This window comes from Rubripirellula lacrimiformis (assembly GCF_007741535.1).
Lineage (GTDB): Bacteria > Planctomycetota > Planctomycetia > Pirellulales > Pirellulaceae > Rubripirellula > Rubripirellula lacrimiformis.
On record NZ_CP036525.1, the window covers coordinates 5,846,771 to 5,860,411 of the forward strand.

Here is a 13,641-nt window from a genome sequence, read left to right on the forward strand (position 1 = left end):
TTTTTTGATGAGATAGTTTCATGAGACGGCTTCGCATTTCGATTGCGTCAGCCCTGCATATCGTTTGCGAAAGATCAATTCAGCTTTCGCGACATCAGGACCGTTTCCATCGCGTTATGCCATTCGCCCGGTTCGTACATTACCGGCACGCTACGGTCGATGATATGGAACGATCGCAGTCGACGGCTTTCGCCAAGGTCGCTGCCCAATTCGTCACCGACCGACAATGTCGAACTGTCCACCTTGAACAATCCCACCGTGATCCAAACCGCGAACGCGTTGGATTGGTCGGCAGCCAAGTTGTTCAGCCGCGTGATCGGCAACTGTTGATGCGCAACACTGCGGTCATTGAATGCATCGTTGATCGTCGCACCACCAGATGGCCGTGAAAACAGCGGTTGGCCGGTGAAGGTGCCGGTGGTTCCCCCGGGACGCATCGTCGTCCGATCCAAAGGCCGCACTCGGTCCGTTGCCAGCGGCGCCAAATCCGACGAATTCGAAGGACGAAACGCGCCGGTGAACTGCGTCGGTCTGGTTGGATCAAAGTGATTGACGCTCGCCGGCACACCATATTGGCGAATCGCTTCCTGCGCCGCGGTGCCCGGCAATGCGTACCCACGTCGACTATCGACAAACGCGTCAAAGAAGGCTCCTTCGGCCGCGTCAGCCGAATTCGAAATTCCTTCCATCAACGCTCGATACACGCTGGGGCTCTTGATCGTGTTGAGGTTGATCTTGCCTTGACGGAACTGCGGCTGACGAATATTCAGCGGTGCTCGAAACGCTTCGATCGTGAAACGGTTCAACCAGAACGACGCGTTGGTCGTTCCCACCCCCCAAGTATCCGGATTGCCCGTCACGTTGGTCCCGAAGACTTGGTAATTGATCGAATTGCCAAACGTCGATGCAAAGTGTTGGTTAGGGGCCGGTCCCGATGCAGCCGTTGCGAATTGCAGAATGTCTGTATTGGTCGACAAGAAATCGTTCTCGAAGTCAAACGGTGCCTGCACATCGACAAAATCCAAGATTCGATAGATGTTCGGCGATGTTGTGAAGTCCGCGACGTTCGTGCTAAGCGGGTTCCACAGGTGCGGGAACATGCGATTGTGTTGCTGACGTTCGCCCGCACCGATGGGCGTTCCATCGCCGACGTAAACGTCACCGGCGGTGAAATCAGTATCCAACGTCGACGTGCCAAAGCCGGCTACGAATCCAGCATTCGACGTGGTTGGAACCCACATCAATTCAGCGGGCGAAACATACGGACGGTTCAACCAGCTAACCGTCGACAACCAGTTGCTGTACGGCGTCCCTGCATACAACTGGTCCGTCGATCCGGTGGTTCGCCATCGTGGACCGTAGGATGCGTTGGCATACCCCAGCGTGGACGAGTGGACCGAACGGTTCGGATTGGCGTCACGATCTCCGCCCGGCGCGTCCGGGTTGACGTTGTTCTGAAGGTTCAGCGTGTAATCAAAGTACGGAATGTGACCACCCAAGACCGTTGTCTTGGCCGTGATGGGCGGCGCGTACGTGTTGACACTGTGCGACAAGCTTTCGGTGACCGCGTCGGCGGCACCCTTGAAGATCGTTTTGCCCGTCTTGTAACGCGTCGCAAACGCTTCTTCGAGTCCGTTGCCGAATGGGTCCGGGTCGTTATCGTCAACCCATTCCATCGCTGGACCGGATTGGGTGTTCTGTTCCGAACCATTGAACACGGTCAAATCGATCGTGATGTAATCGATGCTGATGTAGGGGTTCAGAAACTCGTCGTGCGGTTCGGTTGGATCGGCCAAACGTTGCAAGTAAGCCGTCTTGAACCGCTCGCGTGTTCCCGTCGCCAACGCCGTACCGCCAAACACCTTGGCCAGTTCGGCATAGGCGCGTCCGTCGAACGGTTGGTCCGGAAAATTGCCTGTCGACGCGTCGTAGTCGTAATACGAATCGAACGGGAAATCGGCCTTCAACCGCCGCGTTGGCGTGGGGTAGTAGCGATTAGTTCCCACCGGCACCGGATAGGGCAGCGGCTCGGAAACATTCAAACCGATCCCCTGAGTCGTTCCAACCACAGGAGCCCCCGTGAACCCGGTCGGCACGTTGGCCGCGGCGATGATCCCAACGGGGTTACGGATCGTTGCACCTGCGGCACCCGCCGCCGGAGTCGGTGTCGCTCGCAATCCAGAGAACAGACTGTGCGAAAACGAATTGGGCAACAGCAAGAAACGCTGTGGCGATTCATATTCGGTGTATGGAACAAGCGGTTCGTCGGTGGTTCCGTCGTGAGTGATCCCCGAACCACTGTGTTGATTCAGGGCACCGACGGCCGTCACGCTACGCGGGCCAATGACCGCGTACTGTCCGCTGCGAATGTGCACCTCGGTCCGGTTCAGTGGATCGGTGATCTGAAACGGATAGTCGGCGGTCGCAAAACGGTTGTAGAAAATCTTCTCGATGTTCTGACTGTCCGCTGGTGCGAAGTCGACAAACCCGTCATCGGCACTGAAGTCCCCGTAGGCTTGGCCGCGGATCGTCGTGCCCGTCGTGCTGCCATCACGTTGAAATCCGTTGTCCGGGTTTTCGTTCGTGAACCAAACCACTCGGTCGACCTGATCGGTCAATGGAATCGAAGGGCCGAAGAAGTCTGGACGATTGGGTTGAAGTGTCGCAGCAATGCGGTTGCCCGGTGACGTGAACGGCAAGCGTCCTTCGGCGTCCACCGGTTGCAGCATCTCGTCGCCCGACAAGGTTGGGTCACCACCTTCGTGCGCCGGGGTGACTGCGATACGCCAAATCGGGTTTCGGTCCGGCGCGATCTTGGCTAGATCCAACATCGGTTCAAGCGAATTGATCGTTCGCGGGGTTCCCGTGTCGGGGTTGGTGCCCGTTCGCGATCCGATTTGAACGTTGTTGTACAGTTCCGGAGGCCGCCCCATGGCCATTGCGGTCGCGTTGGTATCGCTAATCGTACGATTATCGGGGGCCACCAATTCACCGGTTGAATTGTCCACTTCGTAGGCAAACGGAGACCGTGTGTTGCGAATTTCCAGAAACAACGAACCTTGAGGGATTCGCCATTGGTCCAGGTCCGCGTCCAGCACCGAACCACCACTGAATCGTTCTTCCATCGCAGCATCCAAGGCGGTGTCACGCGACCGACGGTCGTGGAAAGCAAACGATTCTTCGAGTGCCAACTCGGGGAACTCCATGCCCCAAATGGTTCGCGACGTGGCTCCGGTGCCTGGCGGTGGTACCGGTGAAATGTTCCAACCATCAAACGGATAGACGTCGTAATCGAATCGCGACATGATCGCATCGCCGTCGCGGAAATCGGCGACGTTGATCGCCCATTGGGCCAGACGCCAAGCCCGATATTCGTCCTCGGCCGTGTTGGCCACGAACGTTCCCGATCCGGGTGTCGATTCATGAACGGTGCGGTTGGACGGATCAATCGCTGGTGGCGCCCCCTGGGTAAAGTCGAACATCGCCGGTGTACCACCAGACGAATCCTGGGTCAGTGCCATCGCCATCACGTACAAGTGACGTGCGAACAACGCTTGTGGCGAAGGCTCGGGGAACGGATGCCCGGGCGGCGGCGTTGCCGAATACGGTCCAGGGATCCCCGGCGTCACATCGCTGTACGGGGTCGTATAGAAAGTGTTGGTCGCCACGCTGGTGTAGTCACGGTAGAAAATCTCGACCGTCGATCGCAGTTCTTCGGGATCGTCGATCACACCGTCGCCATCGTTGTCGATTCCGTTGCCGAAGGGTCGATTCAAATCCATCTTGCCACCGGCCAAAATGTCCTGAGGCAAAATCTGCATCAGCAACGCGTTTCGGCTTGCACCGGGCGGAACAGCACTCACAGTCGTGATCAACTGTTCGTTCCCACCGGCGACTTGTGGAATGCCGCCGGTCGCATCACGCCATTCTTGTGGCAACGTGCCAGCGTTCACCGCGGCGCTGTTGCTAATCGTCGTGACCGAGTTCGCAAAGTTGTTCTTTTCGAACGTTCCGGTGAATGTGTTTTCGGCCAGATTGACCAGAGCACTGTCCAAAGCGTCACGATCAAAATCGTTGAAACGCAGCACGCCTTCGAGATCTGAAAGAGTGAACGGCGTATCGGGGGTGATCCCCGGCGTCATCACCATTTCGTAGGGATCATCTGCTGCGTCCCCTGCAGACGCCCCTGCGTTGGTGACCGCCGCCGATGCGCCTGCGACCATCAGGTCGCCGCCGACGCCAAGGGCGATCGATGATCGGCCGAACTTGTCGACCGGCATCCCTTGGGCATTGCCGGGGGTGTGCAGGTTCGGCAATCCTGGTTGTCGAAGCATGCCAGGCAAATCATTGCCGTTGTTCGTCAACGGATCAATCAAGTGCCCCGAGGCGACATATTCAACCGAGGAATAGGTCACGCTGTTCAGACGATGACGAAGCAGATTCAAGGCTCCGTTGCCGCTAGCGGCCGAACCGATGAACAGCGGACGGATATTGATTTCAGCAGGTCCGTATCCGAAGCCCGCCGCCAAATCGGTGTGAGTGACATTGACGCCCGTTGGCGTCGCCAAGCGATACAGCGGGCCGATCGCCGACTTCTGCAGCACCGCTGGACCACGGCCTTGGATCAAGTTGCCCGCCAAGTTCACATTCACTCGGCCGCCCATGTCTTCGACCAAGTAACTGACCATCGGTTTGATCAAGGTCCCATCGGGGGCTTCGATCAACGAAAGTCCGGCATCGGTCCAAACGCTGTCGGGAATGCCGTCGCCATTGTTGTCGACGTCCCAGTCGGGGAACCCGTCGCCATTGGTATCGGCACCTGCAAGCGCACGAACCATCAAGCGAATTTCCGCAGCCAAGACGTTCGGGTTGGTCTCAGCAAAGTTAATCGGGTCACTCAACCGCGATGGATTGCTGCCGGTGAACTCGCTGAAATCCAACTTCAACACACCATCGGCACGAGCGGCAATCGACGGGGGTGTGCCGCTGGCGTCGTTCTGAATTCGCAACGGCCGCATCGTCGAACGTTGAACCGCTCGCAAAACCTGACGCAACTTATCGGCGTTTGGCAAACTGTTCAGCGCGGTGCCTGATTGGTTGACCAACCAGTGCAGCGTGCCGGGTCGAACGAACGATGGCGAAGCGGCACCGAGTCGTGTATCGGTGGGGAAATAGCTAAGCCAGTAGTTTTGTTCGTCGGGAGCGTCATAGGCTTCGTCGCTGTCCCCGGCGGGCAGATCCTGTAGGTAACCCGCAACGACATTCCCGGGCGCGTCGCCGCTGCCGTTGGGGTTCGCCTTTTCGCGGCGGTAGAGTGCGAAGTTGCCTTGCAAAGCAACCGGCACGTCCGCACCGGCGACCATCGTGTTGGTATGGGTCGCAGGCGTATCGTAGTCGTAACCTGATTTCACGCTGGTCACCGACGGGTTCGCCTGGTTCGGATTGAGCGCGACATTGACCGTTTCGTTGATGTTCATCTCTGGCGTTGAAACGGTAAGCCCGGTGCCGCGGGCCGCGTCAAATCCCAGCCCCGTTCCATTAAGAACTCGTCCGTTGACGTAGAACGGCGAAAGCGGAACCGCGCCCGTTCCTGCCTCTGGTGCACGGTTGTAAAACAGCAGCGACAGGTAACGGTGATCCGCATCACTGGTCGGCAACTGCGAACGCCGAATCCATTCACCCAAGGTGTGCGTTTCGGCCACCGAATCGACGGTGATCGATCGGTTCAAATGCGGACGCATGTCCAACACGGTCTGGCCGCTAAGGATCTGCCGTCCGTTGGGGGTCACGGGCCCCAGGTGATTGCCAAAGTAACGCAGGATCTTCATCGACAACCCGGCAAGCGGACCATCGGTGAAGGTCAGGATGCGTCCCGAGAGTTCTTCATCGGTCGCAAACGTCACCGTCGCGGTTGGTTTGGTCGGATAGAAACGTTCCAGACTGGACGAATTGTCGATCCGAGGATTGGCGTAGGTCGCCGCCCGAAACAACTCTGTTGGGATGCGTACAAAGTCATTCAGCAATACGTTGGGAGCGACCATCGTGCTGGCAACGACAAAATCGGCCTGCGCGGTCATGTCGCCACGAATGGCGTCTCGCATCCCATACAAATCGCCCAGGACGTCGTGTCCCCACAACGATGATTCGGGACCTTTGGATCCCACCAAAATTTGCTTCAGCGCGTCGTCCAGCAGACGATCCTCGTCAAACCCTTCGGTTTCGCTGCGGCTGATGTTGACCGCTGCCGAACGTTGCCGCGACGTGAAAACCAAGTAGGAAACCCCCAGCACGCTGAACAATGTCAGCATGCCTAAGACCACCAACAGAACGATCCCACTGCGATTTTCGGGAACCCCCGCCCGCGGCAGTTGGCCCGACAGTGGCATCTGGCCCGACCGCCTGCACGACGGCCGATGCGATCGTTTGCGACGCAGCTGGGTTCTTGTGGCTTGTGTCATTTGATTTTCCCCCGCAGTAGATTGCGAGACGTCGAAAGAAGAGAAGAGAGGAGGGGCGGCCATGCTTGGCTGCCGGCGCGTGCGAAGTGATCGTGAATTCATCATTCCAAGGTCACCTCCGACTCAATCACCGAAACGGCTCCTTCGACGATCGTGCAAAAAGTATCGTCGATGGGTGTCGTATTCACGCCGCCGGCAGTGTCCTCGTCCTGGAAAGCCCAGTCCGGACCGGCCAAGGCAAGACGCCGGGACCATACATTGTTGGTTCCACCGGGCCACGAGTAACCGGATGTGGTTACCACATCGCCCACACTTAGCACCTTGTACCATCGGTGCACCGCGGCGCCCGTGGCACGGACGGGCCCCAGTGAGTGCGGTTGCCGAGACAACAACACCCACGTGCCCGTCATGATTTTGTCGCTGACCGCTTGCGATCCATAGACCGTGACCTCACCGCCGGATCCACCCACGAACCCAATCGTTTCGCTAGGGTTGATCCAGGTGACGCGTTCATCGGATGGGTTATCGTCGGGGTCTGGATTGCCGTAGGCATCATCAACGGAGTAATTGTTTCGCTGCAGCGCGAACGGGTCGTCGATCCGGCGAGGAACCGATGGCAGACGCTTGCGTACCACCACGACCGATTGCCGGTACGTGCTGCTGCCTTGGAACGATGGGGTCAACGTCGCAAACCAGGTGTAGTCGCTCGCCCCGTCGCGGCCGGCATCAATCGACGAACCGCCGACCAAGGTTTGATTGACCAACACCGATCGCGGGTCGCCGTCTTCGCTGCCAGTGACCGATGACACACCGCTGGTGCCTTGGAAAATGCCCTTGATGGCGACCGGCGACATGATCTCGTGAGTGCGCATTCCGACTGGCGCTGGATGCGACGGGTACAGCGGCGACTTCAGCGTCGCACGCCACATCCGCGGCCCCATCGGCCAGGGCTTCGTCGCCGGCGGTCCGACGGGTGTGCCCGGTGTCCCAACTTGTTCGTTGGGTGGATTCAGAACGTCATAGCGTTCGTTGTAATAAGGAAAGCGGCTGTAGTCGTAAGCCGAATCGTTCGCGTTGACGGCATAGAACGGTTGCACATTGGTAGGATCATCGACGTAGGAATTGGCTGAATCCATCAGGGCGATGCTGGGCATGCCGAAGGGGTCAATACAGATGCCCGACTGCAACCCCTCGCCCGGCAATGAATGAACGTATCCTGGTGAATCGAGCTTCAGATACGGCGCCTCATTGATTTTCGCATCGATCGTTTGCATCGCATTGGATGGTGCAAAGCTGTACGCACCGGCCGAATAAGCGGGCGATCCTTGGACCGGTTTGTCGAAGATCACCAACGAATCGAGTTCATGAAACGATCGCACCAAACCGACCGCGGCGGCGGAGGTTGACTCGCTGATGCTACGGTCGATTTCCATCGTGTCCCGAGCGTTCTGCGAAGCCACCGGAATCAATGCCGCCAACCCGACCAACCCCGTCAAGATCACGCCGATCGCGAAGATGCATTCCATCAGCGTCACGCCGCTGCGATGGTGCAGCGCGTCCCGGTGATGGTTCAGCGGTTTCGAAAGCATGAAGGATTTCATCATTGACCTATCGGTTTCATCGCGGCATCCGAATGCCGATGGACGGGGACACGAGAATCGTTCGCGTCACACACTTGAATAGTTCGAAAAAGCGCGGCGTTAGCCCGCGTCGCGGCTAGCAACCGCCGCCGATCGGACTCGGCCCAAGACCTCTTGGATCCGCGTCTGGCGACTCGCATTGGTCAGCGGCGTGATCGGTGGTGGCAGCAAACTGGTGGATGCATCGGTCGGGTCGATCCAGGGCGATGCGATCACATCGCCGGTTCGCGCCTTGATCGCAACCCACAGACTGTCCTGGCTTAGGATGGGAGTTGTTCCATCTTTGGCACCGTCGCCCAACGGATTGGAATCTTGATCTTCCAACTGTTCGCCCGGATCGGTTTTCACCTGCCCTCGCTCGCCGACCAAAAAGAACAGGTCACCGGTGACAGGAATTTCGACCAGTTGCAGAACCCCGCTGACATAGCCACCGCCTAGCACTCGGCTGACTTCGCCACGACGGCCAAACAGTACGTAGATGGATTGATAATTTGTCGGACTGGCCGTCGATAAGAACGGAGCGGACGCGGTATCGATGTAATTGCCATCGATCGCCATCGGCGAAAACTGGTTTCCGAACCGTCCGATGCCCGAACCGGTCAGATCGATGCTGGTACCGCGAGGCAATTCGACGGGCATGGCGATCGCGGGACGCGGGCTTCGAGTGATCGAGAACGATTTGTTTTGACCGACGAACCGGGTCAGATTCAATTGAGGTTCTTGCCGCTCGACTTCCATCCAAACCCAGTTGGTCGTCGCAGCGTCGGCGATGTGGGCCGCGGTCATGCCGGCACTGTTTCGTGTGGCGACCGAACCGGCCCCCATGTCCACAATGCGAACCTGCAACCCACCGTCGTCCAACTGCACGTAATCGCCGATGTTGATCAGCGACTGCGCTTTCGGGTTGGTCTGGAAATCATTCAACGATCGCTTCGCTTGAATCGCCGAAGGGCCAAACCAGATCGAAATCGTATCGTCGGTGTAATCAGCAAGGGTCCCGCCATTGTTGACTCCGATCAGCACAGCCGAATTCGGCGCGTCTCCGGTGTAAGGATCCGATACCGTAGCGAATCGGATCTGCGTGGATTCACAGCGGTCCGAGATATTCATGCCGCCGACGCGGTCGATGATGATGCCACCACCCCCGCCACCGGCGATTGCACGGGCGCGACCTTCTTCGATCGCCGACTGCAGCAATTGCGCCGCGCGGTTCAGTTTCTGGCCTTCCAGCGTCGCTTTGACCGTCGGCAACGCGATCCCAGCCAAAATCGAAATCACGGCCAACGCCACCATCAACTCGATCAGCGTTAACGCTGACCTGCGGTCGCCGTGTCGGGTCGTATCGATGGCACTGATGGTCATCATTACAGTCCTAGGCTGGGGTATAAGTTGTCGGCCGATTCATCCACGCCATTGCCGTTGACATCGACGACGGCGCCCAAGCGTTGATTCAGCGGACGAATCGCATCCACCGATGCGCCTCCCGGACCGACGATCGGTTGGCTGTAAAACGGATCAGGAAAATAAACGGGCGTGCCAAAACTGGCGGACGTCGGCGCCGCAAATCGGGTCACAAGCGGCAATGACCCAACATGGTCGTCTGCCGTCGTGTCGCGACCTGTCGCGGTCATCGTGGCAACCAAATCAAACTCGTTGTCGTTGCCGGCCGAGATAATCATCGGACGGACAAAGAACGTGTACTTGTCGATTTCAATCCCTGCACTTGCCGTGGTCGGATCGACAAGGTCGGCATCCGCACCATCTTCGACCAACGCGTTGCGTGGGTCCGTGCGCAGAATGTCCAGCGGATCGGATCCCAGACGAGCGACGATTTCTTTCAGTTCACCCACGGTTGGTTGATTGCGGGCGATGGAATCATCCGCCGACCACTGATTCTTTAGGAAGTATCCCACGGGGGTTCGCAGCCATAGCACCGGTTGTCCCCACGGGTCGACGATCTCGGGCATGCCATCACCATCGGTGTCGGCGATGTCGCGAGACCTCAATTGTTCGAGCAAAGGTTTTCCGTCGATCGTATTGCTGGCGAAGATCAGATACAGACATTCGGCACTTTCATGCTCGGTTGTCCACAATCCATAGGCTGTTGCCCAATCTGTGGTTCCGTTGATCGCCGCGTACGTTCGAACCAAACGCTGACGGTACTGGCTCGACTTACTTAGACGTCGCGTTGCCGCAATCCCATATTCCGTCACTTCCCGATAAAGGGTTCCATCTTTAATCAAAAACGGTGTCCGCTGGACGACCGGTGCACCGCTGCGGTACAGCGGAGATGCCGCGAGTTCTTGACTCGCCCCGGCATCGATATCCGCCTTGTTCATCGGTAGCGCTGCACGCAACCAATCACGTTTCCAAATCAGTTGAGTCATATTGGCCGCTTCGGCCGAATAGGCTGAACCGGGAATCCCAATGCGTCGACTGGCTTCTTCTTCGTACAACCGCAGCATCGTTAGGTTCAGCTGGTTGATGAAGTTTTGGCCACGGACTTCTTTGGCTTGACGACTGGCGCCGACCAGAGCCTGAGCCACCATGCCGCTGATGATCCCAAGGATCACAATCGACACGAGCAGCTCGACCAGGGTGAAACCATCGCGTCGCTGGGGTGCACTGGGTCGTGTGGTTGCGTAAAGCATCACGGGAGATCCGATTCCAGGGTACGGGTCGAGAAGTTCGTGATATTGTCCAGCTGTGGCTTTTCGGCACCGTAGACCGATTCAGGATCTTCGTACTTATCGCCACCGGTTGGGTTGGAACCTGCTGAGTTAGCAAAGGAACCGCTGGCGTATCGAGTCACCACGCCGGCGGCTGTTCCCGTTCCCGCCGCGACCGTGCCGCCATAGCTGCCATCCAGACCGGCTGAAATCAATTGATACTTGCCTGGCTCGGCCCATAGGAAGCCGCCCGAATTGGTGTCCAATTGGTCGGTCAGATAAGGACGAGCCACGCCCAACGAGATGTCGTTGCCCGGGTGCAGATAGATGTTCAGCGAATGAAAATCGCCCGCGCCCGTCCCGCCCATCCAGCCACCGGTAACGGTCGCTGGTGCGAAGGTGTCGGTGTAATTGTCCGATGCAAAGTAAACCAGCGGACCGGAGTCCGAGTTCGACGAGTAGACAGGGAAGGGATCGGCCAAGTAGTGAATCGCAGCGAAGGGATTCCCAGCCGGTGCACGGGTGGTGAACCCTGATTGCAGGTCGGCAGTTGGGATAGTCGCCGCGTACTCGTCATTGGAAAACGTATAAGCACTGCCAGCGTTCGCCGGATTGGGCGATCCAGTGCCCGAATTGATCACAGCGATCGAAAGGCCTTCGGACACATCCATGAACCCGTTTTCGCGAGCCGAGTTGTACTGATACAGACCGTAGTCAGCGGTAACCCCTGGGTCCGGCGAACTGATCGGCGACAAGGGGCCGCCTTCGCCGGTGAATGGACGACGAACGTTGCTGCTGTAACCGCCCAAACAGAACACCAAGGCTTCGGCTGGGTCCATGCACTGACGATAGTACTGGTACCCGGCGGCCGCTCGCGGATCAACATTTCCGGACGTCAATGGCACTCGTTGGTAGCTGCTGTCCAGGTGCGTGTACTGAGCCAACAACATCAGTTCGCTGTCATCGATGTTGGGGAACGCTTTGCGGAAGTGGCGTTCCACTTTGTTCCAATCACTGAAATCAGGTGGATAGGAACCATACTTCAACTTGTAAGCTTCTAGGCCCTGACCGACGACGTCGATGTTCAACCGGATCGCAGCCTCTCTTGCCGTTCGCAAGGCGCCAGTCACGGCCGGGATCGCGATACCGGCCAAAATGCCGATGATGATGATCACCGTCAGGATTTCGACCAGCGTGAAGGCGGCACGCTTTCGGGTCAGATGAATGTTCATGGCTGGGATGGGTGTTGGAGACAAGTAGTTGAGTGCTAGTGAGTGGGGTGTTGGATACGGGGCCAGGCAAGAGAGAGCATTTCGGATCTCCCGAACCTGGCACCTGACCGTTTTCTTTTTTCCTAGGTCAAACCAGAGATCAATTCGACCAGAGGCATGAACAAACTGATCACGATGAATCCGACCGCGACGCCTAGGAACACGATCATCAGCGGTTCCATCAAAGCCGTCAGCCCGTCCGTCATCACGCGAACTTCTTCGTCATAGGTGTCGGCGACCTTGTACAACATCGTGTCCAGTTCGCCAGTTTCTTCGCCCACGTCGACCATGTTGACCACCAGGTCATCGACGACTCGCGACTTGGCCTTCGTGGCCCCGAACAGGGCCGACAGGATGGCACCGCCAAGGGTCGCTTGGACGCCCAACATCGTCAACGTTTGCACCATCGTGCCGTCATCCAACTTGGTTCCTTTGGCCGTCAAGGCGACGGACAACAACAGCATGCCGGGAAAGGATCCGAACAGTGCCCAGAAAACCAGCGACATCGGGTGCAGCCCCATCACGCTGTGTTCACGCAGCGGCTTGCTGATCACTTCGCCTTCGCGAATCGCTTCGTTGGTCTTCGAAAACAATCGTTCGAACATCCCGTTGCCGGACGTTTCTTTGGTGATGTTGATGGCTTCCAAAATCGGCACACCCGAGGCGACCAAGGTTCCCAAGGTCCGGGTCGTTCGTGCCAAAATGTTCTTTTCAATCAAACTGCCAAAGATCGGCACCTTGATGATGAACATGTCGAATCCCATCCGCCCGTGCCGGAACTTGCGCATCAATTTGACCAGGATCAGCAAGCACACCGGCATCGCGATCAACAGGAACCAATAGCCCGCGATGTAGTTACTCATCGCGATCAGCAGCAAGGTAGGCGCCGGTAGCGACAAGCCGAACTCTTCGAACATCGTTTCGAATGTCGGCACGATGAACAGCATGATGAACGTCAAGATCGACGCCGCCACCATGACGACGATGACAGGATAGATCAGTGCCCCTTTGACCTTTCGCTTCAACGATTCGGCCCGCTCCAAGAAGTCAGCCAAACGTTGCAAAATCGTTTCCAACGCACCACCGGCCTCACCGGCCTTGATCATGTTGACGTACAACCGGCTGAACACCTTGGGCGATTTCGACATCGCTTCGGACAGCGTCGAACCGCCTTCGATCTCCTCGCAGGTATCCATCAACGCATTTTTCAGCTTGCCCGGCTTGTTGTTGTTTTCCAGGATCTTCAGCGATCGCAGAATCGGCAGACCGGCGTCTTGCAGAATGGATAGCTGACGCGTGAACGCACAGATGTGTTTGGTCTTGGCACCGCCGATTGCAAAGCTGCGTTTCTTCCCCGCTTTGCCACCACCCTTGGCCGCCGCCGCCTGTTTCTTGACGGAGATCTTCGTAACGAAGTACCCCATCTGACGAATGGTGGTTTGCGCCTCTTCCTCGTTGGCGGCATCGATCTCATCCCGGATCTCTTGTCCGGTCGCGTCCATCGCTTCGAATTGATAAACAGGCATAGGAAGAATCGGGGTAAGCGTTAGGTATGAAGTGTCTGGTAAATCGAAAACCAGTGTTTGCAGTGGGATTCGCCAGA

6 protein-coding genes are annotated in these 13,641 nt (G+C 57.6%); all 6 read right to left on the minus strand.

Translation table 11 applies throughout. From position 1 onward, the window contains the following. Nucleotides 1-74 precede the first annotated feature (74 nt). The 6 genes from K227x_RS20425 to K227x_RS20450 all read right to left on the minus strand — a co-directional run bounded on the left by K227x_RS20425 (nucleotide 75) and on the right by K227x_RS20450 (nucleotide 13,564). A complete protein-coding gene (locus K227x_RS20425) occupies nucleotides 75-6,386 on the minus strand; it encodes a hypothetical protein (protein ID WP_145172432.1) in 6,312 nt (2,103 codons plus the stop codon). A gap of 173 nt (nucleotides 6,387-6,559) precedes the next feature. Then, on the minus strand, nucleotides 6,560-8,062 hold the full coding sequence (locus K227x_RS20430) for a type IV pilus modification PilV family protein (protein WP_145172434.1): 1,503 nt from the start codon (nucleotides 8,060-8,062) through the stop codon (nucleotides 6,560-6,562). A 96-nt stretch (nucleotides 8,063-8,158) separates the two neighbouring features. After that, complete coding sequence (locus K227x_RS20435) at nucleotides 8,159-9,463, minus strand: pilus assembly FimT family protein (RefSeq protein ID WP_246145996.1); 1,305 nt, start codon at nucleotides 9,461-9,463, stop codon at nucleotides 8,159-8,161. Beyond that, nucleotides 9,463-10,749 (minus strand): type II secretion system protein, encoded by a 1,287-nt coding sequence (locus K227x_RS20440; RefSeq protein WP_145172435.1) that lies wholly within the window; start codon nucleotides 10,747-10,749, stop codon nucleotides 9,463-9,465. Before K227x_RS20440 ends, K227x_RS20435 begins: the two co-directional genes overlap by 1 nt. Beyond that, the gene (locus K227x_RS20445) at nucleotides 10,749-11,999 is read right to left on the minus strand and encodes a type II secretion system protein (RefSeq protein WP_145172437.1); all 1,251 of its coding nucleotides are present in this window, start codon (nucleotides 11,997-11,999) and stop codon (nucleotides 10,749-10,751) included. The genes K227x_RS20440 and K227x_RS20445 overlap by 1 nt, the downstream gene beginning before the upstream one ends. Before the next feature lie 122 nt (nucleotides 12,000-12,121). Beyond that, a complete protein-coding gene (locus K227x_RS20450) occupies nucleotides 12,122-13,564 on the minus strand; it encodes a type II secretion system F family protein (RefSeq protein WP_145172439.1) in 1,443 nt (480 codons plus the stop codon). Nucleotides 13,565-13,641: the final 77 nt, after the last annotated feature.

What these genes read in the sequence shown, in the direction of transcription:
- K227x_RS20435 (WP_246145996.1), bottom strand. Translation starts at nt 9,463, where the DNA reads ATGATGACCATCAGTGCCATCGATACGACCCGACACGGCGACCGCAGG.
- K227x_RS20425 (WP_145172432.1), bottom strand. Translation starts at nt 6,386, where the DNA reads ATGCCACTGTCGGGCCAACTGCCGCGGGCGGGGGTTCCCGAAAATCGC.
- K227x_RS20430 (WP_145172434.1), bottom strand. Translation starts at nt 8,062, where the DNA reads ATGATGAAATCCTTCATGCTTTCGAAACCGCTGAACCATCACCGGGAC.
- K227x_RS20440 (WP_145172435.1), bottom strand. Translation starts at nt 10,749, where the DNA reads ATGCTTTACGCAACCACACGACCCAGTGCACCCCAGCGACGCGATGGT.
- K227x_RS20450 (WP_145172439.1), bottom strand. Translation starts at nt 13,564, where the DNA reads ATGCCTGTTTATCAATTCGAAGCGATGGACGCGACCGGACAAGAGATC.
- K227x_RS20445 (WP_145172437.1), bottom strand. Translation starts at nt 11,999, where the DNA reads ATGAACATTCATCTGACCCGAAAGCGTGCCGCCTTCACGCTGGTCGAA.